Consider the following 20933-nt stretch of genomic DNA (forward strand, 5'->3'; position numbering starts at 1 on the left):
GATGCTCATGCGCGCACCTGCTTCTTGAGCCAGCGCATGAGGCTGCCGAGCACCGGCAACTTCTCGTAGAGCTCCTCGGCGGCGTCCCAGTAGTCGCGGTGTTCGGCGATGCGTCCCTCGTCGTCGAGGACCAAGTGGGAGCACCCGCGCACGCGCTGCGGCTGCGAGGGGCTGCGGCGAAAGGCGAACAGGAAGTCCCACAGCAGCATGCAATCGCGGCCTTGCACGATGCGGTGGTGGACGACGAAACGGGGGGCGACGAGCGATCGGTACATGTGGGCGTAGACGCCGCGCACCGCCTCCAGGCCCTGCACCTCCTGAAACGGGTCCTTGAAGCGGCAGCGGGGGTGGTAGATCTCGTCCAGCCGCTCGAGATCGGCTTCGGTCATGGACTCGAAGAAGCGCACGAGGCGTTCCACCGGCGCGGCGCGGTCGGGCGGCGGGGCCGGTGCGGCGGCAGGACGGTCGGCTTGCATGATGGGGCGCGAGCGTAGCAGGTGTGCGGGCGGGGCGGTCGGGGCGCGCAGCGAGGCGGTGGGTCGTCACAGGCCCGTCGTGCGTTTCACGGCGGCGAAGTACAGCCGGTCGTGCACCGCACGCAGTGCCTTGAGCCAGAGTGTGAAGCGGCGCGGAAAATGAATCTCGAAGCGTCCGCGCGCCCAACCCTGCACGATGGCCTCGGCGGCCTCGGCGGGCGTGAGCAGCGCGGGCATGTGGAAGTCGTTGTGCACGGTCAGCGGCGTGCGCACGAAGCCGGGGTTCACCACCGACACGCCGATGCCGCGCGGATGCAGGTCCAGGTACAGCACTTCGGCCAGGTTGATCAACGCCGCCTTGGTCGGCCCGTACGCCAGCGCCTGCGGCAGCCCGCGGTAGCCGGCCACGCTGGCCACCAGGCTCAGGTGCCCGTGCCCCTGGCCCAGCAGCACCGGCAGCACCGCATCGAGCAGATGCAGCGCGCCCACGTAGTTGATGCGCTGTTGGGCGAGCGCCTCGGGCAGGTCGAACAGCTCCGCGCGCATCGGCCGGTAGTGCCCCGCGCAGTACATCACCAGATCCAGCCGGCCGCACTCGCGCACGATGCGTTCGGCCGCTGCGCGCAGGGCCTGCACCTCGCCGACATCCAACGGCAAGGCCTGGCTGCCCGGGTGCGCGGCCTGAAAGTCGTCCAGCGCCGCCGCGTTGCGGGCCGAGACGACCACGCGCGCGCCGGCCGCGTGCAGCCGCTCGGCCGTGGCGCGGCCGATGCCGCTGGAGGCGCCGACGATCCACACGACGCGGCCGGGCCAGTCGTCCAGGCGAGGATTGAGCGGCACGGCTACTCCTTGACGAACGTGAGCGTGACTTCGCCCAGGCGGATGCCGAACTTGCTCATCACCGCCTTGTTGAGCATCACGCGGCCGTCCATCAGGTACATCCAATCGTCGAACTGCACGTCGTAGACGCGGTCGCCCACCGGCAGTTGCAGTGTGTACCGCCAGCGCAGCGCATTGCCGCGGGCCTGCCCGACCGCGGTGCCGACCACGTCGGCGGCCGTCCCGGTGTAACGCGCGTCCGCTTCGCGCCGCAGCGTCCACACGCGCCGGCTGGTCGTGCCGTCCGGATAGGCGAAGCGCTCGTCGAGCGTGCCCACGTCGCCCTGCCAGCGGCCGTCGATCTCCACGATGAAGCGGCGTTGCAGGCGGCCGAAGCGGTCGTGGAAGACGCCATAGGCGCGCACGCGGCCGTCGAAGTACTCACGCAGGTCCAGCACCGGCTCGTCGTTCGCATGGTCCTCGATGCGCGGGCTGGCGCAACCGACCAGGGCGAACGCGCCGGCGGCCGCGAGGGCCGACAGCACCCGGCGGCGCGCGGGCGCGCCGCGGGCGGCGGGCAGGCAGGGCAGGTTCATCGATCGGCTCCTGAGCGCAACGGGCGGATCCACAGTGCATAGAGGCTGGCGGCGGCCAGCAGCTTCAGCGCGCAAGGCAACACGCAGTAGGCCAGCGTCAGCGCCGCCAACGCCTGCGGCTCGCGGCTGCCCGGGGCGTACCCCCACAGCGACAGCGCCGGCAGCGCCACGCCGGCAGCCAGCGCGAGGTTGAGCTTGCTGGCGAAGTTCCACCAGCCGAAGTACGCGCCCTCGGCCCGGCCGCCATGGCCGTGGCTGCGCACCACGCTGGTCAGCATCGCAGCCGGCACGGCCAGGTCCGCCCCGAGCGCCAGGCCGCTGGCCACGCACACCGCGAGGAAGGGCAGCACGTCGCCGGGGCCGAGCGCGGCCGCGCCGGCGAACGTGACCACCGCCAGCAGCATGCCGGCCAGCCAGCTGCGCGCCAGCCCCAGGCGGCGCACTGCGGCCAGCCACAGCGGCATCGAGACGGCCGCCGCCGCGAAGTACGCCGCGAGGAACGCCCCTTCCCAGGCGCCCGCGGTCAGGCGGTCGCGCACGAAGAACAGGAACAGCGTGGCCGGCACGGCGCTGGCGATGCCGTTGACGACGAACACCGCGATGAGCGCGCGGAAATCGCGCACGCGCCAGGGCTCGCGCAACGAGGGCGGCGCCGTGCCCGCCGGGGACCGCGTGCCCGCCGCCGCGCTTGCAACGCCAGGCGCGACCGGCGCGGCCGCCAGCGCCGCCAGCCCCAGCGCCAACGCCACGATGAACGTCGCCGCCATGGCGGGCAGCCCCCACAGCGCCGGCGTCACGCTGGCCAGCAGCACGCCCGCCAGCGCGGCGCTTTCGCGCCAGGCGACGATGCGGGCGCGCAGGGGCGCATCGCCGCCCCACCGGGCGCCCCAGGCCTGGTGCACGACCGACACCAGGCTGTAGCACGCGTAGGTCGGGACCAACATCGCGGCGGCCCACACCACCGGCCCCGTGCCCGTGCCGGCGCCGAGCCCCTGCGGCGGAAAGAACAGCCCCACGAAGCCGCCGGCCAACCCCCCGGCGGCCAGCGCGGCCGCGCGCCAGGCGTGACCGGGCGAGCGCGCGAACAGCGCGTCGGCGGCGCGGCCGATCCACGGGTCGATCACCGCGTCGAACAGCCGCGCGGCCAGCAGCACCGCCCCCAGCGCGGCCAGCGACACCGCCTGCGTGGCGGCGTAGTGCGCCGGCCACACCACATACAGCGGCAGCGCGACGAAGGCCAGCGGCAGGCCCAGCGCGCCGTACGACAGCCCGTCGCGCAGCCGCCAAGGCCGCTGCCCGCCGCCCGCGGCGGGCGACGACGCGGCGGCCCGCACCGCCCCCCCGGCCACCGCCCCCGGCCCGTCGCCGGGGCTCATGGCGGGCTCCCGCCGCAGAGCAGGCGTGCGCGGAAGCCGGGCACCGAGGTGCGCGGCGACAACCAGATGCCGAAGAACAGCACCGCGAACTCCGCATCGTCGATGCCCGGGCGCTCCCGGCCGTTGTGGAAGAAGCGCGCCCCTTGCCCGGGCAGATGCACGCCGGCGATGCGGTCGCCCGCGTTCACGTCCGGAAACGCGCGCCGCATCGCGGCCAGCCAGCGCTGCGTCCGCTCGGTGTCCACCGGCGCCAGGCGCTGGATCTCCTCCAGCGAGCGCTGGGCGATCGCGCGGCCGTCGAAGTTGCGCAGGTAACGCAGTTCCAGGGCGAACGGCCACTGCTCATAGGCGGCCGGATCGAAGCCGTCGGGCGCCCACAGGGCCGCGTCGTAGACCGAGAAGCCGAACAGCCGCAGCCGCGCCTGCCCCTGCAGACGCCATCCGGCCGCGGGCGGGGGCGCCGCCGCGCTGGAAGCGGTGGCCGCCTGGGCCTGCGGCACCCGCCACCACGCGCCGGCGGCGGCCGCCGAGGCCAGCAGCGCGCGCAACGCGTCACGCCGGCCGGCGCAAGGTGAACTGCACGACATCGGTGTTGCCCGCCTCGAAAGCGGCCTCGCAGTACGCCAGATAGAACTCCCAGATGCGCAAGAAGCGGTCGTCGAAGCCGAGCGCACGCACTTGCGGCTCCTGGTCCAGGAAGCGGTGCCGCCAGCGCCGCAAGGTCTCGGCATAGTCCGCCCCGAACGCGAACTCGCCCACCAGCTCCAGGCCGGCGCGCCGGACCTGCTCGACGAACGCCTGCCGGCTGGGCAGCAGCCCGCCCGGGAAGATGTACTGCTGGATGAAGTCGGTCGAATGCACGTAGCGATCGAACAGGTCGTCGCGGATCGTGATGGTCTGGATGCAGGCCCGCCCGCCCGGTTTGAGTTGGCGGCGCAGGGCCTCGAAATACGCCGGCCAGTACTCGCGGCCGACGGCCTCGAACATCTCGATCGAGCACACCGCGTCGAACGCCCCGTCGTCGATGTCGCGGTAGTCCTGCAACCGCAGGTCCGCCCGCGCGGCCAACCCTTGGCGTGCCAGCCGCTCGCGCGCGAACGCCAGCTGCTCGGTCGACAGCGTCACGCCCGTCACGTGCACGCCGAACTGCGCGGCGGCCGTCTCGGCCAGCGCGCCCCAGCCGCAGCCGATCTCCAGCAGCCGCTGGCCCGGCGCCAGCGCGCATTCGCGCAGCGCGCGCTGCACCTTGGCGTGTTGCGCCTGCTCCAGCGAGCGGGCAGCATCGCCGTCGAACCAGGCGCTGGAGTAGTTCATCGACGGGTCCAGCCACAGCTGGTAGAACGCGTTGCCCAGGTCGTAATGCGCATGGATGTTGCGCCGGGCCTGCGCGCGCGAATTGCGCCGCAGCCAGTGCCGCAGGCGATACCACGCCCGCCCCCACCAATGGCCATACACCAGCGTGTCGATCGCGTCGCGGTTGACCACCAGCAGGCGCATCAGCGCCGCCAGGTCCGGGGTCGTCCACCAGCCCTCGATGTAGCCCTCGGCAAAGCCGATGTCGCCCGACTTCAGGGCTCGGGTGCAAGCGCGCCAGTCGCGCAGCACGAGGCTGGCGCGCGGGCCCTCGCCGCTGCCGCAGCGCCCGGTCGTGCCATCGGGCCACTGCAGCTCCAGCGTGCCCTGGCGCAGGCGGCGCAGCAGCGCCAGCGCCGCGCGCGCCGCCCGCGGCGCGTCGGCCGGCGGCACCCACTCGCCCAGCGGGCGAGGGGCGGCGGTCGGGTTCGGCGAAGACGGGTGCGAGGAAAGGACAGAGGTGTTCATCGGGAAACGAAGTTCCGTGGGGGCTCGGGTTTTCGGTGGAAGGGCACCTGCTTGCGCCACAGCTTCAGGGCCTGCCAATGGATGCGCGCGATCACGCCCAGGGTCAGCCACGGCCGGCGCGCCAGCGCGCGGCGCAGGCCGGCGCCAGTCAGCGGCTCCAGCGTGCCGCTGACGCTGGTCTTGAGCAGCGGTCCGCCCTCGTCGTCGTGCTCGATGCGCACCACGGTGCGCCCCGGCTGCCCGGCCCGGCCGGCGGTGCGCAGAAAGCGAAACCGGTAGGCGCCTTCGACCCCGCAGAACGGCGAGACGTGGAAGACCTTGCGCGCCCGCAGCTCGCGGCCCCAGCGCAGGTCCTCGCCGGCCAGCAGGTAGCAGTGCCGCTCGCCGAAGGTGTTGTTCACCTCGGCCACGATCGCGGCCAACGAGCCGTCGCGCCGCTCGCAGTACCAAAAGCTCACCGGCTTGAACGCATAGCCCAGCACGCGCGGATAGGTGTGCAGCCAGATCTCGCCGTCGGCGTCCGCGATGCCCTCGTGCCGCAGCACCGCCTCGATCCACGCGAGGCTGTCGTCGCCCCCCTCGCCGTGGTCGCGGTCCCAGAAGCTGGCCCACCCGGGGCGGTTGCGCGGCAGCGGGCAGGCGGCCCCGTCGCGCCAGGCGCGCATCGGCAGCAGCACGAACCAGGTCGGGTACTCGAAGAGGTGATGCGATGGGCGCAAGCGTTCGTGGCGCACCACGCCGCGGCCGATCCAGCCGGACGGGGGCGCCTCGCCCGGGCTCATGCGGCTTCCTCGCGGGCCGCAGGAATCCGAGCGTTGGCCGGCACCGCACCGCCGTGCGCCGCATCCCCGGGGCGCACGGGCGAGGTCGCGGGCTCGCCCAGCGGGAGGGCGCCCGGCAACCGGTAGGACCCTCGCACCCCGCGCGCCACCTCCAGGCCCGAGCGCAAGCCGTCCTCGTGGAAGCCGTAGCCCGTCCAGGCGCCGCAATACCAGGTGTGGACGCGGCCCTGCAGCGCGGGCACTTCGTGCTGGGCATCGATCGCCGCCTGGTCGAACACCGGGTGCGCGTACTCGAACTCGCGCAGCACCTGCGACGGCGCAGGTTCCCGTGCGGGGTTCAAGGTCACGATCACCGGCTGCGAGAAGGGCAGCGGTTGCAGTCGGTTGAGCAGGTAGTGCAGGCACACCCCGCCCGAGTCGGCCCGGTCTTGCCCGGCACGGCTGCGAGGCGCCCGCCCGACGCCCGCGCGCCCCGGGCCCTCCTGCGCCGCACGCTCGTAGTTCCAGGCGGCCCACGCCTTGCGGCGCCGGGGCAACACGGCGGCGTCCGTGTGCAGCACCGCCCGGTTCGGCCGATAGCGAATGCGCCCCAGCACCCGGCGCTCGTCGGACGTCGCATCCTCCAGCAGCGCCAGCGCCTGGTCGGCGTGGCAGGCAAACACCACCTCGTCGAAATGCTCCGCGCCGTCGGCGGTGGCCAAGGCCACGCCGGCGCCTGCGCCGAGCCGGCGCACCCGGTGCACCGGCGTGCGCAGGCGCGCGTCGGGCAGCTGCGCGACCATCTTGCGCACGTACTCGCGCGAGCCGCCCGTCACGGTGTACCACTGCGGGCGGTCCTGCAGTTGCAGCAACCCGTGGTTGTGGCAGAAGCGGATCATCGTGCCGACGGGAAAGCGCAGCATCTGGTCGGTGGGGCACGACCAGATGCATCCGATCATCGGCAGGAAGTACCAATCGCGGAAGGCCGCACCGAAGCGGTGGCGCGCCAGGAAGTCACCGACGGGTTCGCGCAGGACGGCATCCTCGCCCTGCTCGGCCGCGCGCGTGGCGAGGCGGTTGAAGCGCAGGATGTCGCGCAGCATGCCCCAAAAGGCCGGTCGCCACAGGTTGGCACGCTGCGCGAACACGGTGTCCAGGTCGCTGCCCGACCATTCCAACCCCACGTCGGGCACCTGCACCGAGAAGGACATGTCCGACGCGCTGGTGAGCACGCCCAATTCATCGAACAGCTCGACCAGGCGCGGATAGGTGCGAGGGTTGAACACCAGGAAGCCGGTGTCCACGCCGTAGGTGCATGGGCCTGCGGGCCCCGGCAGCGTCACGTCCACCGTGTGGCTGTGGCCGCCGAAATGCTCGCCCGCCTCGAACAGCGTGACCGCGCACGCGTCGCGCAGCGACCAGGCGCAGGCCAGCCCCGAGATGCCCGAGCCGATGACGGCCACCCGGGGCCGCGTGCCGCTCATCGGGCCGCTCCCGGCCGTCGCAGCGCGCCCGCGCCATCCCGGGCCGCCGGCAGGAAAAGGGAAAAGGCTGCGAAGCGCCCCAAAGCGAAGGAGGGAGGGAGGGAGGAGGAGGAGAAGCGCTTCGGGATTGCATCCAGCCAGGCTGGAAGGCTTCGCAGCGAAAAACCGTTGCAGACCGGGGCGCCCTCACGACCGCGGTAGCGGCCCGCCCGGCTGGAACTATGACAAGTGTCGCGGGCGAAAGTTCCATGCAAACCGTCGCGCTGCAACAGGAGCAACATTCCGTTGCATACAGTGGTCGCAAAGCGGACGGGGGCGGCGAGCCGGATGCGGATCATGGACAGGAATCTCGCAGTTTGAACTGGCTAGTATTTATCGTGACTGAACGGTATTGTATTTATATGGTTCAGTCATCCCTTGCCCTCACGGTGTGTGGGGTTGTTGGCAGCCGCACGGCGCTGCTCGGGGCGGGTGGTTCTTCCCCCGCGACGGTCCGCGGGCCCGGATCGCGCGCAGCAGGGACGCGCGGGCGGGCGGCGCAGGGGCGACATCCGCTGCGCGCGCAGCAGGCCGTTCGCGTCCAGACCACAAAAATCGGGCGCCGCGCCGGCCCTTTCACGACGTGGCGGGGGCACTTCCTGGACAATCACGCCTGCCGTTGCGGGCTCACCCGCGCGAGGCGCGCCGGGGGGCCTCTGGTCTGCTGGAGCCCAGCCCGGCCGGCCGTGCGGCGCGAGTAGGCCCGGTATGTGCTTGCGCGGTGGCCGTGAAGGCCGGTCCGCGCGCGAACCGGCGCCGGCCCCGGCGTGCGCCCCTTGTGTTGTCACTTCATCCCGTCCCTAGGAACCGCCCTTGCTGTATCCCGAACTGTTCAAACAACTGGAGGCCGTGCGCTGGAACATGGAGCGCGACATCCCGTGGGACCGGTTCGACGCGTCCAAGCTCAGCGACGAGCAGGCACACACCATCAAGATGAACGCCATCACCGAGTGGGCGGCGCTGCCGGCCACCGAGATGTTTCTGCGCGACAACCGCGACGACAGCGACTTCTCGGCCTTCATGAGCGTGTGGTTCTTCGAGGAGCAAAAGCACTCGCTGGTGCTGATGGAGTACCTGCGCCGCTTCCGCCCCGACCTGGTGCCCACCGAGCAGGAGCTGCACGAGGTGCGCTTCGAGTTCGACCCCGCGCCGGCGCTCGAGACGCTGATGCTGCACTTCTGCGGCGAGGTGCGGCTGAACCACTGGTACCGCCGTGCGGCCGAGTGGCACACCGAGCCGGTGATCAAGGCGATCTACGAGACGCTGGCGCGCGACGAGGCGCGCCACGGCGGCGCCTATCTGCGCTACATGAAGCGGGCGATCGGCCGCTTCGGTGACGAAGCCAAGGCGGCCTTCGCCAAAGTCGGCGTGCTGATGGCCAGCGCCCGCCGCACCGCGCAGGCGCTGCACCCGACCAACCTGCACGTCAACGAGAAGCTCTTCCCGCGCGACACCGTGCAGTCGCGCCTGCCGGACCCGGAGTGGCTGGAGCGCTGGCTCGACAAGCAGATCCAATTCGACGCCGTGTGGGAGAACAAGGTGGTCGAGCGCATCCTGCACAACATGAGCCTGTTGATGGAGCGCAGCTTCGCGAGCGTGCAGGAGCTCAACCGCTTCCGCAAGGAACTGGTGAGCCGGCTGGGCGCGGCCGGCCAGGGCGGGCAGCTGCAGACCGCCTGACGGCGCGTCCTCCCGCGGCGGCGTTGGGGGCGCCGCGGCCGCGGGCCGGGCCCACGGGCGGCCTGCCGCGCTCCGGACGCTACCGCCGCCCGAACATCATCTGCCGCGCCAGCAGCGACTTGGCCGGCTGCAGCCGCTGCAGCGCCGCCAGACCCCATCCGCGCAAGGCCGAGACGCCCGGCCATTGCCACGTGAAGCTGCGGGCGAGGAAGTCCGTGACGGCGATGGTGCCCCAGCGGTCGGGCGCACGGTGCCGTTCCACCCGGCGCAAGGCCGCATCCACGTCCGCGTCGCGAGACAGCCGCCGCACCAGTTCGTAGGCGTCGCGCAACCCGAGGTTCAATCCCTGCCCCGCCACCGGGTGCAACGTCTGCGCGGCATTGCCGATGCGCACCGTGCGGCCCTCGACCAGCCGCCGCTCGGCATTGAGGCCCAGCGCGAACGCCTTCAGCGGCGAGATGCCGACGATGCGGCCGGCGCGCGAGGGAAAGACGTGGTTGAGCACCGCCACGCGCTGCGCATCGTCGAGCTCGCGCACCGGGTCGTCGCCGCTCGGCACGCACCACACCAGGGCCGCCCGCTCGGGCCCCAAAGGTAGCAAGGCGGCCGGGCCCTGGGACGTGAAGCGCTCGAACGCCATGCCCGGCGGCAGGCCGCGGAGATCCACCTGCCCCACCCAGGCGGTTTGCCGGTAGTCGTGCACCACGCTCTTGCGCGCCTGCTCGGCAAAGACGCCGCCTTCGGCGATCACCGCGAGGTCGTAGCGCTCCACGATGTCCGCGTCCACCTCCACCGCCCCGGCCAGCGGCTTGACGGCAGACACCTTGCGGCCGAAACGGCTCGCCAAGCGGTGCGGCTCGCGCGCGACGGCCTCCTGCCACGCGCGCTGCATCGGCGCGACGAGCTGCCCGTAGGCCAGCACCGCGCCCAACATCGGCACGCGCTCGCGCTCGGCCTCGATCACCACCTCGGGATCGCTGAACCCGCCCGGCCACGGCGTGGGCAGCTGTTGCGAGACGTGCACGCTGCGGATCGGGTGCGCGTGCGCCGCCGGCCAGACCCCCAGGCGCTGCAGCAGCTGCACGCTGCCCAGCGACAGCGCGAGGGTGCGCGGATCGCGGGCGATGTCCGCGTCGGCCGCCCGGGCGTCGAACAGCGTGACGCGCGCGCCCGGCAGCTGGCGCGCCGCCAGCAGCGCAAGCGCCAGCCCGGCCGGGCCGGCGCCGATGATGGCCAGATCGATCTTGCTCGGCGACATGACGGGCTCCACCCCGGTGCACACCACGAAGGCGCCATTATCGGCACCGGCGCGGGCTGTCACCGCCCCGTCACGCCGGACTGCTCCAATCGCGGTTACATCTGGACACGCCGCCGCCACGAGCGGCGCGCGGGCACGAGGACCGACGATGAAGCCCCTGACCCTGGCGGCCGTGCATGGCGAGCGCAGCATCTTGTCGCTGATCGCCTCGGGCGCGCTGGACATGCATTTCCAGCCCATCGTGGAGCTGCACGACGGCCGCATCCACGGTCACGAGGCGCTCGTGCGCGGGCCCCGGGGCACGCCCTGGGAGTCGCCCGACGCCCTGTTCGCCGCGGCGCGGCGGCAAGGGGTGGAGATCGAACTCGAGATCGCTTGCGTGAAGGCCGCGGTGCGCCGCTGGGCCGCGCACCGGCAGCCGGGCCGGCTGTTCGTGAACGTGAGCGCCCGCGCGCTGGTCGAGGCGTTCTGCCAACTGAGCGCGCACGAATGCGCCAGCGTCTTGCGCTCGCACGGGCTGGCCCCGTCGTCGGTCGTGCTGGAGCTGACGGAGCACGAGCACGTGCGCGACTTCGGGCCGCTGCTGGGTGCCGCCCAAGCCGTGCACTCCGCCGGCATGGGGCTGGCGCTGGACGACTTCGGAGACGGGCGTTCCAGCCTGCGCCTGTGGGCCGAACTCAAGCCGGACATCGTCAAGATCGACAAGTACTTCGCCAAGGGCGTGGCCACGCACGGCGCCAAGCTGCAAACCTTGCGCGCCTTGCTGCAGATCGCCGAGGTGTTCGACACCACGATGGTCGCCGAGGGCCTGGAGACGCCGGAGGACCTCAAGGTCGTGCGCGACCTGGGCATCGCGCTGGGCCAGGGCTACTTGATCGGCCGCCCGGCCCACGCCCCCGCGGGGCGCGCCGACGAAGCCGCCTGCGAAGTGCTGCGCAGCCGTGACATCGCCGTGCTGCCCGAGTTGCGCCGCGTGGCGCACCGCGGGTTCACGGCGGCGCGCTTCATCATCGACGCGCCGAGCGTCGCGCCGTCGACGACCCACGACGAGCTGATCCAGCGCTTTCATGCCGACGAAGGCCTGCACGCGGTGGCCATCGTCGAGGACGGCTGCCCGGTCGGGCTGCTCAATCGGCAGCAGGTGCTCGACCGCTACACCAAGCCCTACTTCAAGGAGCTGTACGGCCGCCGCCCGTGCACGCTGTTCGCCAACCTCACGCCGCTGCTGGTGGACATGCACACCGGCGTCGAGGAACTCACCGCCATCCTGACCTCGGAGGACCAGCGCTATCTGGCCGACGGCTTCATCATCACCGAGAACGGCCGGTATCGGGGGCTGGGCACGGGCGAGCAGCTGGTGCGCGCGGTCACCGAGTTGCGGATCGAGGCGGCCCGCCACGCGAATCCGCTGACCTTCCTGCCGGGCAACATTCCGATCAGCGACCACATCGGCCGTTTGCTCGCCAGCGGATGCGACTTCGTCGCCTGCTACGGCGACCTCAACCACTTCAAGCCGTTCAACGACCATTACGGCTACTGGCGCGGCGACGAGATGATCCGCCTGGCGGCGCGCGCCTTCGTCACCCACTGCGACCCGCGACGCGATTTCGTCGGACACGTCGGCGGCGACGATTTCGTCGTGCTGTTCCAAAGCGAGGACTGGATGGATCGCTGTCAGCACATCATCGAGTCGTTCAACGAGCGGGCCCTGGCCTTGTTCGACCCGCAGGCACTGGCTGCCGGCGGCATCGAGGCGGAAGACCGCCACGGCGTGCTGCGCTTTTTCCCGTGCACGACGCTGTCGATCGGCGCGCTGCGCGTGCGGCCGGGCATCTTCACCGACCCCGATGCGGTGGCCAGCGCCGCCGCCTCGGCCAAGCGCATCGCCAAGGCGCGCGCCTGCGGGCTGCACGTCGTCGACAGCGGTGAGGACGGCGGCGCCGCCGCCTGAAAGCGCACCTCGCCCCCTCGAGGCGCGGGCCGCGCGGGTCGGCCGCAGGCCGGTGGCGCGATCAGGGGCGCGGATCAGTAGCGGGAGTTGCGGCGGTCGCGACCCTGCGACTCGTAGTGCTGCCGCTTGGCCACGTACATGGCCGCGTCGGCCGATGCGATGGCGTCTTCCAGCCGTTCGCCGGCCTCGCAGACGGCCAGCCCCATCGAGAACGACAGCGGCGTGCCGCCATAGAACGAGTTGTTGAGCTCGACGATGCGCTGGATGTTCTCCAACACCTGCTCGGCCCCGCGGCGGTCGGTGGCGGGCATCAGCACGGCGAACTCGTCGCCGCCGATGCGCGCGGCGCAGGCCGGGTGGTCCACCGCCTTGGCCAGCACCTCGCCGGCGCGCTGCAGCAAGGCATCGCCGGCGGCGTGGCCGAGCTGGTCGTTGGTGTCCTTCAGGCCGTTGAGGTCGGCCACGATCACGCCGATCGGGAACGGCCCCTTGCGTTGCAGTCGGTTCAGTTCGTCGATGTAGTACGAGCGGTTGCGCAGCTTGGTGAGCACGTCGTGCTTGCCCAGGAACTCCAGGTAGGCTTCGGCCTTCTTGCGGGCGGTGATGTCGGTCAGCGACACCAACACCAGCGACCAGTCGTCCTCGTGGCCGGGCAGCACCGAAAACTGCAGGTGCACGTGCACCGTGTCGCCGTCGAGCGCATAGTTGACCGTCTCGCGTTGCTGCACCAGCTTGCCGTCCCACAGCTCGATGAGCTGTTCGGCGAAGTGGTTGCGCATGTCGTCGCGGAACACCTCGCCCAGCCGCCTGAGCAAGGTGGGCTTGTCGGGGGCAGCGAAGAGCTCGAGCGTGCGGCGGTTGACGTCGATGACCCGGATCTCCTGCATGCACCGGTCGACGAACTCGGGATGCACGTCGATGAAGGTCCGGAAATCCTGGATGCCCGCCGCGCGTGCCTCGTCGAGCAGCCGCTTGACGGCCGAGAAGTCCTCCACCCACAGCGACACCGGCGAGTGCTCGAAGAGCCCGCGCGCATACGCTTCGCTCGCGACGAGCTGACGCTCCGCCTCCACCCGACGGCTGATGTCCTCGATCGAGACGAGCACCCGGTCCCAGCGCGCCTCGTGCCCGGGCAGCACCTTGCCATGCACCAGGATGTGCAGGGGGCGGCCGTCGAGGGTGTAGTTCACGGTCTGGTTGGCGAAGCCGCCCCGACCCTCCCACAGCGAGGCCAGCTCCTCCACGAAGGAGTCGAACATCGCATCGCGGAACACCATGTCGAGCCGGGAGACGAGCTGCGCCATGTCGCTCGCGCCGAAGAGCTCCAGCGTGCGCCGATTGACGCGCAGCACCTTCACGGCGCGCGAGCAGGCCTGCACGCGGCTGCGGTCGGCGCTCAGATGGGTGCGCAGGTCGGTCACGCCTTCGCTTCGCCAGGCATCGAAGAGATCACGCACGGCGCTGTAGTCTTCGAGCCAGAGCGACACGGGCGCCAGCTCGAACATCTGCTCGTCGTCGTTCGCATCCACGCGCGAGGCCGGACCGGCCGGTGCGGTATCGGGGGCAAAGAAGGTCATGCGGCGTCAGTCCTTTCTCGTCTCGCGCATCAGCGCCTCGATCTCGTCCGGGTGGACCGGCACGCCGCGCGTGAGCAACTCGCAGCCTTCCGGCGTGACGAGCGCATCGTCTTCGATGCGGATGCCCACGTGCCAGTAGCGTTCGGGCACGCCCTCGGCCGGCCGCACATAGAGGCCCGGCTCGATCGTCACCACCATGCCGGGCTGCAGGATGCGCGAGGGCTTCTTGACGACGCGGCCGCCCAGGCCGTCGGGCTGCTCCACTGCAGGCTCGTCCTCCTGCACGTAGCTGCCCACGTCGTGCACGTCCAAGCCCAGCCAGTGGCCGGTGCCGTGCATGTAGAACTGCCGGTAGGCCGCCTTCTCGATGACGTCGTCCAGGCTGCCGTGCCGCTCGCGAGAGAGCAGGCCCAGCTCGAGCATGCCCTGGGCGAGCACGCGCACCGCGGCATGGTGGGCGTCGCGCTGGCGCGCCCCGGGGTGGGTCGCCGCGATGGCCGCCTCCTGAGCCGCCCGCACGAGTTCGTAGAGTTCGCGCTGCGGGCCGGTGAAGCGGCCGTCGCAAGGGAAGGTGCGCGTGATGTCGCTCGCATAGCCGTCCAGCTCGCACCCGGCGTCGACGAGCACCAGCTCGCCGGGCACGAGCGGCGCGTGGCCCGCGGCGTAGTGCAGGATGCAGGCGTTGGCCCCGGCCGCGACGATGCTCGGATACGCCGGCGCCTGCGCGCCTTGCCGGCGGAACTCGTGCAGCAGCTCCGCTTCCAGGTGGTACTCGCGCCACGTCTGCCCGGGGGCCTCGCGCAGCCAAGCGGCCGAGCGCTGCATCGCGCGCACATGGGCGCAAGCCGAGATCTGCGCGGCGCGGCGCATCGCCGCTTGCTCGCCGGCGTCCTTCACCAGCCGCATCTCGTCCAGCAGGGCCGTGAGGTCGCGTTGAGCGCGCGGCGGCTCGGCGCCTTGACGCTCTTTCGCGCGCACCGCCTCGATCCAGCGCGCGATGCGGGCCTCCAGGCCCTCGTGCACGCCGAACGGCCACCACACCGCGGGCCGGCCCGAAAGCAGGGCAGGCAACTGCTCGTCCAGCGTCTCGACCGGCAAGGCGCGGTCCACACCGAGCGTCTCGGGCGCGGCCTGCGGTCCCAGGCGCACGCCGTCCCAGATCTCGCGCTCGGGGTCGCGGGGGCGGCACCACAGTGTCGAATGCCCTTCGTCGTCGATGGCGAGCCAGGCCTCGGGCTCGCCGAAGCCCGTCAGATACCAGAAGTAGCTGTCGGCGCGGAAGGGGTAGAGCGTGTCGCGGTTGCGCGGGCGCTCGGGGGCGGTGGGCAGCAAGGCGAGGCCGCCGCCGGCGGCGCGAAGGGCCTCGGCCACCCGTCGGCGGCGTTCGGCAAAGACTGAGCGGTCCATGAGGGTGTGTGCTTGGGGCTACGCTGGGGACCGGCGCCGGGCCGAGGCTGCGAACGAAGTCCCGTCCCGGCGGCTGGGCGTCGAAGGTTCAGCGCCAGTCTATCGAACCTCGCCCTCCTCATTCACTCGATTCACGGGAGACCGATTCATGGAATACCGCCGCCTCGGCCGCTCCGGCCTGCAAGTCAGCGTCCTGTCCTACGGGTCGTGGGTGACCTATGCCAACCAGATCGACACCCGCGCGGCGCGCGAATGCATGGCGGCGGCCTTCGATGCCGGCGTGAACTTCTTCGACAACGCGGAGGTGTACGCCGCAGGGCAGAGCGAGGTGCTGATGGGCGAGGCGATCAAGGCGCTGGGGTGGCCGCGCCTGTCGTACGTCGTCTCGACCAAGTTCTACTGGGGCCTGAGCGAGGGGCCCAACCAGAAGAACACCCTCAACCGCAAGTACCTGATGCACGCCATCGACGGCTCGCTCAAGCGGCTGCAGCTCGACCACGTGGACCTCGTGTTCTGCCATCGGCCCGACGCGAACACGCCGATCGAAGAGACGGTGTGGGCGATGAGCGACATGATCCGCCAGGGCAAGGCCCTGTACTGGGGCACGAGCGAGTGGAGCGCCGACGAGATCCGCGCGGCCTGGGAGATCGCCGAGCGCCACCACCTGCACAAGCCGGTGATGGAACAGCCGCAGTACCACCTGTTCCACCGCCGCCGCGTCGAGAAGGAGTATGCGCGCCTGTACGAAGACATCGGCCTGGGCTTGACCACCTGGAGCCCGCTCGCCTCGGGGTTGCTGACCGGCAAGTACCGCCAGGGCATCCCGGCGGGCAGTCGCGGCTCGATGGAGAACCTCAGCTTCCTGCGCGAGCAGCTCACCGACCCGGCCAAGAACGAGGCGGTCGGGCGGCTGGAGGAGATCGCGCGCGAGCTCGACGCCAGCGTCGCGCAGTTGGCGATCGCATGGTGCGCGCGCCATCCGCGCGTGAGCACCGTCATCACCGGCGCTTCGCGCCTGGAGCAGTTGCGTCACAACCTGGGCGCGCTGGAGGTGCTGCCTCGCCTCACGCCCGAAGTGCTCGAGCGCATCGACGAGATTTCGAAGCCTTTGGCGCGCTGACGGCGGCCGCGCGCCCGACGCTCACCGCGCGCCCTCGCGGCGGCCCCTTGCCGGGCGCTGCGTCAGGCCGCCGCAGCGCCCAGCCCCAGCGGGGCCGGGGTGTTCATCAGGATGCGCAGGAACACCGGCCGGTAGGCGCCGTCCGGCGTGGGATCGGCCAGCGGATCGCGATTGCGCGCGAACGCCTCGTCCAACGTCTGGCGGTCGGCCTCGGTCAGCACGCGCTCGGCCACCGGCAGCACCTGCGACTCCTCCACGTGCATGTGGTCGAGGTAGAAGTCCACGTAATTGCGCACCGCCTGCTCGAAGGCGCCGCGTCGCTCCTCGCCCATCATCTCGTAGGCGAGCAGAGCGTGTTCGAGGTCGCGGATGGCGCGCTCGCCTCGTTCGTGCTCCCGATCCAGCCGGTCCAGGGCCTCGTCGCACTCCCGCGTGCGGCTGCGGACCATCGGGAACAGCAGCTCGGACTCCTTGGTGTGGTGCAGCCGCTCCGGGAACTCGTCCACATAGAACAGCATCGCCCGCAACAGCGCGAAGTCCGGGGGCGTGGCGTCGCGCCGGTACTGGTCCAGCAGCAAGACGAGCGAACGCAGCACCGAGGCGAGTGCGCGGTGCTCGTCACGGATGATCTTGAAGGCATTGGCGGCCATGGGGCGTCTCCTCGCGCGGCCCGGCCATCGCGCGGGCAGCGTGTGCGACCGAGCATTCCATGCAGCGGCGCAGGCCGTCTTGCGCTGGATCAAGGGGCGCTGCGGCCCGTGCCCGAGCGACGCATTCCGGGGCGGGCGCCTCAGCGCACCGACACCTCGCTGGCCTTGGCTTGGCGCAAGGCCTTGATGCGGGCGCGGATCTCACGCTCCGTCGGGTCCAGGGGCGGCTTGCCGGCACGGCGGCGCTCGTTCTCGATGCGGCGGCGCACGTCCTCGACCTGCTGCATCTGCAGCCGCACGAAGTTCGCCAAGTCCTCGACGGCACCCAGCCCGCCCGGCAGCACGGTGTGCGGCAGCTTCACGGCCTTGCCGTCGTCGAGCACGAAGGCCACGTAGCAGCCGCCCAGCGGGCCCAGCAGCCGCTTCTCGACGACGTGCACCTCCTTGATCCGGGCCACCGGCGCTCGCCGCGCCGAATGGCGCCACCCGCGCCGCCATGTGACGAACTTGACGCTGCAAGCCACCCGCTCCCAGCGCCAGAGATCCCAGCCCATCGCCGCGCCCCAGGCCAGCGCGGCCAGCGGCCAGCCCCATCCCCAGCCGAACGCCACCGCGGCCCACACCGCGGTACCCGCCGCGGCGACCGCCGCCCAGACCGGGTAGAGGTCCTGCTCGCCGGGCGTCCAACTGCTGCGGTGGTACACGCACGAATCCACGTGCGCGCCCGACAGCGGCTGCGCCGCCAGCACCACGGCACGCACCGCGCGCAGCACGCCGGTGTGCATCAGCATCATGAGCACCAGACTGGCGGCCAGCCCCGCCAGGGACAGCAGGCTCATCGTCCAACCCTCTCTTGCGCTCCGCCGGCCCCGGCCGTGGCGCGCCCCATCTCGTTCGTGTCGTGCCTCGTCGCGCGGGCGGCGAGGGGTCTTTCAGCGCCCCTGCGTCCGGTGCCGCGTTCGCTTGGCCACGACGCTTTCTACGCCGAAGCGGGCGGCGCGTCCATATTGAGCGCCTGCCATTGCGCGGGCGTACCCACATTTTCCCAGCGGCCGCGGTAGATCTCCACACCGATGAGCCGCTCTTGCATGCCTTTGCGCAACAGGGGGCCGAGCGGGGCCCGGGTGCCGGGGGGCAGCCCCGCGCACAGCTCGCGGCGCATCAGCGCCAGGTTCGCATACGTCCAGCGCTGCCCGTCCGGGCCGGTGCCGTCGGCCAGCCCCAGTCCGTCGGCGCCGATGCCGAAGTCGCCGCGGGGGTGGAAGGGCGGGTTCGGCACGAGCCACAGCTGCGCCAGCCGCCCGCTGTGCACGAAGGCGCGCGCTTGCTGCGCGTCGAACCGGAACTCCGGCGCGAAGATGTCGCCCGAGACGACCCAGAAACACTCGCCCAGCCAGGGCAGCGCCTTCGCGATGCCCCCGGCCGTCTCCAGCGCCCCGCCGTGGTCCCGGCCTTCCATCGAGTAATGGATCTTGAGGCCCCAGCGCGAACCGTCGCCCAGTGCGGCGGGGAACTGCTCCTCCAGCCAGGCGGTGTTGACGACCACCTCGCGCACGCCGGCCGCGGCCAGTGCCTCCAGGTGCCAGACGATGAGCGGTTTGCCGCGCACCGGCAGCAACGGCTTGGGGCAGGTGTCGGTGAGCGGTCGCATGCGCTCGCCCCGGCCGGCGGCCAGGACGATGGCTTTGAGGTTGTCGGTCATGGCGGCAAGAGGAGGCTGGGACGCAAGGCGCTGACTCCGGCTCCGCGGCGGCGAGCCGGGCCGCAGCGCCCAGGCGGCGGAAACCGGCCGATTATCGGGGGACCTTTACAATTGCGGCTTCCTTTCCACCTCCCAGTTCCCTCCGGGCCTCGCACGTGCGCGGGGCCGTCGACAGGTTCCACATGGCCGACACCACCCTGATGGCCAACGCGATCCGCGCGTTGGCAATGGATGCAGTTCAACAAGCCAATTCCGGCCACCCCGGCGCCCCGATGGGCATGGCCGAGATCGCCGTGGCGCTGTGGAGCCGCCACCTGCGGCACAACCCCGCCAACCCCCAGTGGCTCGACCGCGACCGTTTCGTGCTGTCCAACGGTCACGGCTCGATGCTGATCTACGCCTTGTTGCATCTGACCGGCTACGACCTGCCGATCGAGGAGCTGAAGGCCTTCCGCCAGCTGCACAGCAAGACGCCGGGGCACCCCGAGGTCGGCATCACCCCCGGCGTCGAAACCACCACCGGCCCGCTGGGCCAGGGCATCACCAACGCGGTGGGCATGGCGCTGGCCGAAAAGCTCCTGGCCAAGGAGTTCAACCGGCCCGGCTACGAGATCGTCAACCACCACACCTACGTGTTCCTCGGCGACGGCTGCCTGATGGAAGGCATCAGCCACGAGGCCTGCTCGCTCGCGGGCGCCTGGAAGCTCAACAAGCTCATCGCGCTGTACGACGACAACAACATCTCGATCGACGGCGAGGTGGGCCCCTGGTTCCAGGACGACACGCCCAAGCGCTTCCAGGCCTACGGCTGGAACGTCATCGGCCCGATCGACGGCCACGACGTGGACGCCGTGGACCAGGCGATCGCGCAGGCCAAGCACAGCACCGACCGGCCCACGCTGATCGTGTGCAAAACCATCATCGGCAAGGGCGCCCCCACGCGGGCGGGCACCGCCAAGGCGCACGGCGAGGCGCTCGGGACCGAGGAGATCCGCGGCACGCGCGAGGCGCTGGGCTGGCCGCACGAGCCCTTCGTCGTGCCCCAGGAGGTCTATGCGCTGTGGGACGGCAAGACCCGCGGGCAGGCACTGGAGCAGTCGTGGAACGCGCTGTTCGAGGGCTACCGCGCCGAGCACCCGGAGCTCGCCGCCGAGTTCGAGCGCCGCATGAAGGGCGAGCTGCCCGCGCAGTTCGCGCAGATCGCGGTGGACGCCGCGGTGAACGCGCATCAGAAGGGCGAGACGGTCGCCACGCGCAAGGCCAGCCAGATCGCGCTGGAGCACTACACCGCCGCGCTGCCCGAGCTGCTCGGCGGCTCCGCCGACCTGACCGGCTCGAACCTCACCAACACCCATGCCACCCCGGCGCTGCGATTCGACGCCGACGGCCATCCCAACGGCGGGCGCCACATCAACTACGGCGTGCGCGAGTTCGGCATGGCGGCCATCATGAACGGCATCGCGCTGCATGGCGGCTTCATCCCCTACGGCGGCACCTTCCTGACCTTCAGCGACTACTCGCGCAACGCCATCCGCATGGCCGCGCTGATGAAGCAGCGCGTGATCCACGTCTTCACGCACGACTCCATCGGTCTGGGCGAAGATGGCCCCACGCACCAGTCCATCGAGCACGCGTCGGCGCTGCGCCTCATCCCCAACCTCGAGGTCTGGCGCCCGGCCGACACTGCCGAGACGGCCGTGGCCTGGGCGTGCGCGCTGCAAAGCCGCAGCCGCCCGACGGCGCTCTTGCTGTCGCGCCAGAACGTGCCCTACCTGCCCAAGGCGGGGCTGGAGGACATCGCCAAAGGCGCCTACGTGCTGGCCGAGCCGAGCGAGGTGGGCCTCAAGAAGAAGCCCCAGGCCGTCATCATCGCCACCGGCTCCGAGGTGCAACTCGCGCTGCACGCGCAGGCGGCGTTGGCGCAGGAGGGCATCGCGGTGCGTGTCGTCTCGATGCCCTCGACCACCGTGTTCGACCGCCAACCGGCGCAGTACAAGCGCTCGGTGCTGCCCGAGGGCCTGCCCCGTGTGGCCGTGGAGGCGGGCGTGACCGACTTCTGGTGGAAGTACCGTGTCGATGCGGTGGTCGGGATCGACACCTACGGAGAATCCGCGCCGGCCGCCGTGCTGTTCAAGCACTTCGGCTTCACGGCGGAGAATGTGGCCGACACCGTGCGCGTGGTGCTGCGGGGAAAGCGTTCTTGAGCCGCGCGTGCC

18 protein-coding genes are annotated in these 20933 nt (G+C 71.4%); 4 read left to right on the plus strand and 14 right to left on the minus strand.

Features of this window, described 5'->3' with window-relative positions:
• Positions 1-5: 5 nt before the first annotated feature.
• The 8 genes from OMP39_RS01320 to OMP39_RS01355 all read right to left on the minus strand — a co-directional run bounded on the left by OMP39_RS01320 (position 6) and on the right by OMP39_RS01355 (position 7333).
• A complete protein-coding gene (locus OMP39_RS01320) occupies positions 6-476 on the minus strand; it encodes a nuclear transport factor 2 family protein (protein WP_264893023.1) in 471 nt (156 codons plus the stop codon).
• Positions 477-542: 66 nt separating this feature from the next.
• Positions 543-1316: an SDR family NAD(P)-dependent oxidoreductase gene (locus OMP39_RS01325; protein WP_264893024.1), complete on the minus strand. Its 774-nt coding sequence runs from the start codon at positions 1314-1316 to the stop codon at positions 543-545.
• 2 nt (positions 1317-1318) lie between these two features.
• Positions 1319-1891 (minus strand): DUF3833 domain-containing protein, encoded by a 573-nt coding sequence (locus OMP39_RS01330; protein ID WP_264893025.1) that lies wholly within the window; start codon positions 1889-1891, stop codon positions 1319-1321.
• Positions 1888-3267 carry an MFS transporter gene (locus tag OMP39_RS01335; RefSeq protein WP_264893026.1) on the minus strand — a complete coding sequence of 460 codons (1380 nt, stop codon included), beginning with the start codon at positions 3265-3267 and terminating at the stop codon, positions 1888-1890. Before OMP39_RS01335 ends, OMP39_RS01330 begins: the two co-directional genes overlap by 4 nt.
• Positions 3264-3815, minus strand: coding sequence for a chalcone isomerase family protein (locus tag OMP39_RS01340; RefSeq protein WP_264893027.1), 552 nt, complete (start codon positions 3813-3815; stop codon positions 3264-3266). Before OMP39_RS01340 ends, OMP39_RS01335 begins: the two co-directional genes overlap by 4 nt.
• A 4-nt stretch (positions 3816-3819) precedes the next feature.
• Entirely contained in the window at positions 3820-5088 is a 1269-nt protein-coding gene (locus OMP39_RS01345; RefSeq protein WP_264893028.1) for an SAM-dependent methyltransferase, read from the minus strand.
• A complete protein-coding gene (locus tag OMP39_RS01350) occupies positions 5085-5870 on the minus strand; it encodes a DUF1365 domain-containing protein (RefSeq protein WP_264893029.1) in 786 nt (261 codons plus the stop codon). Before OMP39_RS01350 ends, OMP39_RS01345 begins: the two co-directional genes overlap by 4 nt.
• Complete coding sequence (locus OMP39_RS01355) at positions 5867-7333, minus strand: NAD(P)/FAD-dependent oxidoreductase (RefSeq protein ID WP_264893030.1); 1467 nt, start codon at positions 7331-7333, stop codon at positions 5867-5869. Before OMP39_RS01355 ends, OMP39_RS01350 begins: the two co-directional genes overlap by 4 nt.
• Before the next feature lie 852 nt (positions 7334-8185).
• Between OMP39_RS01355 and OMP39_RS01360 the strand changes: the two genes are divergently transcribed.
• Positions 8186-9052 carry a ferritin family protein gene (locus OMP39_RS01360; RefSeq protein WP_264893031.1) on the plus strand — a complete coding sequence of 289 codons (867 nt, stop codon included), beginning with the start codon at positions 8186-8188 and terminating at the stop codon, positions 9050-9052.
• 79 nt (positions 9053-9131) lie between these two features.
• Here the strand turns inward: OMP39_RS01360 and OMP39_RS01365 are convergent, their stop codons facing one another.
• Entirely contained in the window at positions 9132-10310 is a 1179-nt protein-coding gene (locus OMP39_RS01365; protein ID WP_264893032.1) for an FAD-dependent monooxygenase, read from the minus strand.
• A 148-nt stretch (positions 10311-10458) separates the two neighbouring features.
• Between OMP39_RS01365 and OMP39_RS01370 the strand changes: the two genes are divergently transcribed.
• Positions 10459-12261 (plus strand): phosphodiesterase, encoded by a 1803-nt coding sequence (locus OMP39_RS01370; RefSeq protein WP_264893033.1) that lies wholly within the window; start codon positions 10459-10461, stop codon positions 12259-12261.
• A 74-nt stretch (positions 12262-12335) separates the two neighbouring features.
• Here the strand turns inward: OMP39_RS01370 and OMP39_RS01375 are convergent, their stop codons facing one another.
• Together OMP39_RS01375 and OMP39_RS01380 are read right to left on the minus strand one after the other, a co-directional pair.
• Positions 12336-13838, minus strand: a complete 1503-nt coding sequence (locus OMP39_RS01375) for a sensor domain-containing diguanylate cyclase (RefSeq protein ID WP_264893034.1) — start codon at positions 13836-13838, stop codon at positions 12336-12338.
• A 6-nt stretch (positions 13839-13844) separates the two neighbouring features.
• Positions 13845-15245: an aminopeptidase P N-terminal domain-containing protein gene (locus OMP39_RS01380; protein WP_264893035.1), complete on the minus strand. Its 1401-nt coding sequence runs from the start codon at positions 15243-15245 to the stop codon at positions 13845-13847.
• A 148-nt stretch (positions 15246-15393) separates the two neighbouring features.
• Between OMP39_RS01380 and OMP39_RS01385 the strand changes: the two genes are divergently transcribed.
• Complete coding sequence (locus OMP39_RS01385; protein ID WP_264893036.1) at positions 15394-16365, plus strand: potassium channel beta subunit family protein; 972 nt, start codon at positions 15394-15396, stop codon at positions 16363-16365.
• A gap of 62 nt (positions 16366-16427) precedes the next feature.
• On the opposite strand, the gene OMP39_RS01390 is transcribed toward OMP39_RS01385, so the two are convergent.
• The 3 genes from OMP39_RS01390 to murU form a co-directional block, all read right to left on the minus strand.
• The gene (locus tag OMP39_RS01390; protein WP_264893037.1) at positions 16428-17015 is read right to left on the minus strand and encodes a hemerythrin domain-containing protein; all 588 of its coding nucleotides are present in this window, start codon (positions 17013-17015) and stop codon (positions 16428-16430) included.
• Between the two features lie 140 nt (positions 17016-17155).
• On the minus strand, positions 17156-17854 hold the full coding sequence (locus OMP39_RS01395) for a hypothetical protein (protein WP_264893038.1): 699 nt from the start codon (positions 17852-17854) through the stop codon (positions 17156-17158).
• Between the two features lie 140 nt (positions 17855-17994).
• Positions 17995-18717: an N-acetylmuramate alpha-1-phosphate uridylyltransferase MurU gene (gene murU / locus OMP39_RS01400; RefSeq protein ID WP_264893039.1), complete on the minus strand. Its 723-nt coding sequence runs from the start codon at positions 18715-18717 to the stop codon at positions 17995-17997.
• A 182-nt stretch (positions 18718-18899) separates the two neighbouring features.
• Between murU and tkt the strand changes: the two genes are divergently transcribed.
• Positions 18900-20921, plus strand: coding sequence for a transketolase (gene tkt / locus OMP39_RS01405; protein ID WP_264893040.1), 2022 nt, complete (start codon positions 18900-18902; stop codon positions 20919-20921).
• The last annotated feature ends 12 nt before the right edge of the window (positions 20922-20933 follow it).

The organism is Schlegelella aquatica (genome assembly GCF_026013905.1).
Taxonomy (GTDB): Bacteria; Pseudomonadota; Gammaproteobacteria; order Burkholderiales; family Burkholderiaceae_C; genus Caldimonas; species Caldimonas aquatica.

Coding starts and splice junctions, on each gene's coding strand:
- OMP39_RS01320 (WP_264893023.1), bottom strand. CDS start 476: ATGCAAGCCGACCGTCCTGCCGCCGCACCGGCCCCGCCGCCCGACCGC.
- OMP39_RS01330 (WP_264893025.1), bottom strand. CDS start 1,891: ATGAACCTGCCCTGCCTGCCCGCCGCCCGCGGCGCGCCCGCGCGCCGC.
- OMP39_RS01335 (WP_264893026.1), bottom strand. CDS start 3,267: ATGAGCCCCGGCGACGGGCCGGGGGCGGTGGCCGGGGGGGCGGTGCGG.
- OMP39_RS01345 (WP_264893028.1), bottom strand. CDS start 5,088: ATGAACACCTCTGTCCTTTCCTCGCACCCGTCTTCGCCGAACCCGACC.
- OMP39_RS01350 (WP_264893029.1), bottom strand. CDS start 5,870: ATGAGCCCGGGCGAGGCGCCCCCGTCCGGCTGGATCGGCCGCGGCGTG.
- OMP39_RS01355 (WP_264893030.1), bottom strand. CDS start 7,333: ATGAGCGGCACGCGGCCCCGGGTGGCCGTCATCGGCTCGGGCATCTCG.
- OMP39_RS01365 (WP_264893032.1), bottom strand. CDS start 10,310: ATGTCGCCGAGCAAGATCGATCTGGCCATCATCGGCGCCGGCCCGGCC.
- OMP39_RS01370 (WP_264893033.1), top strand. CDS start 10,459: ATGAAGCCCCTGACCCTGGCGGCCGTGCATGGCGAGCGCAGCATCTTG.
- OMP39_RS01375 (WP_264893034.1), bottom strand. CDS start 13,838: ATGACCTTCTTTGCCCCCGATACCGCACCGGCCGGTCCGGCCTCGCGC.
- OMP39_RS01380 (WP_264893035.1), bottom strand. CDS start 15,245: ATGGACCGCTCAGTCTTTGCCGAACGCCGCCGACGGGTGGCCGAGGCC.
- OMP39_RS01385 (WP_264893036.1), top strand. CDS start 15,394: ATGGAATACCGCCGCCTCGGCCGCTCCGGCCTGCAAGTCAGCGTCCTG.
- OMP39_RS01390 (WP_264893037.1), bottom strand. CDS start 17,015: ATGGCCGCCAATGCCTTCAAGATCATCCGTGACGAGCACCGCGCACTC.
- OMP39_RS01395 (WP_264893038.1), bottom strand. CDS start 17,854: ATGAGCCTGCTGTCCCTGGCGGGGCTGGCCGCCAGTCTGGTGCTCATG.
- murU (WP_264893039.1), bottom strand. CDS start 18,717: ATGACCGACAACCTCAAAGCCATCGTCCTGGCCGCCGGCCGGGGCGAG.
- tkt (WP_264893040.1), top strand. CDS start 18,900: ATGGCCGACACCACCCTGATGGCCAACGCGATCCGCGCGTTGGCAATG.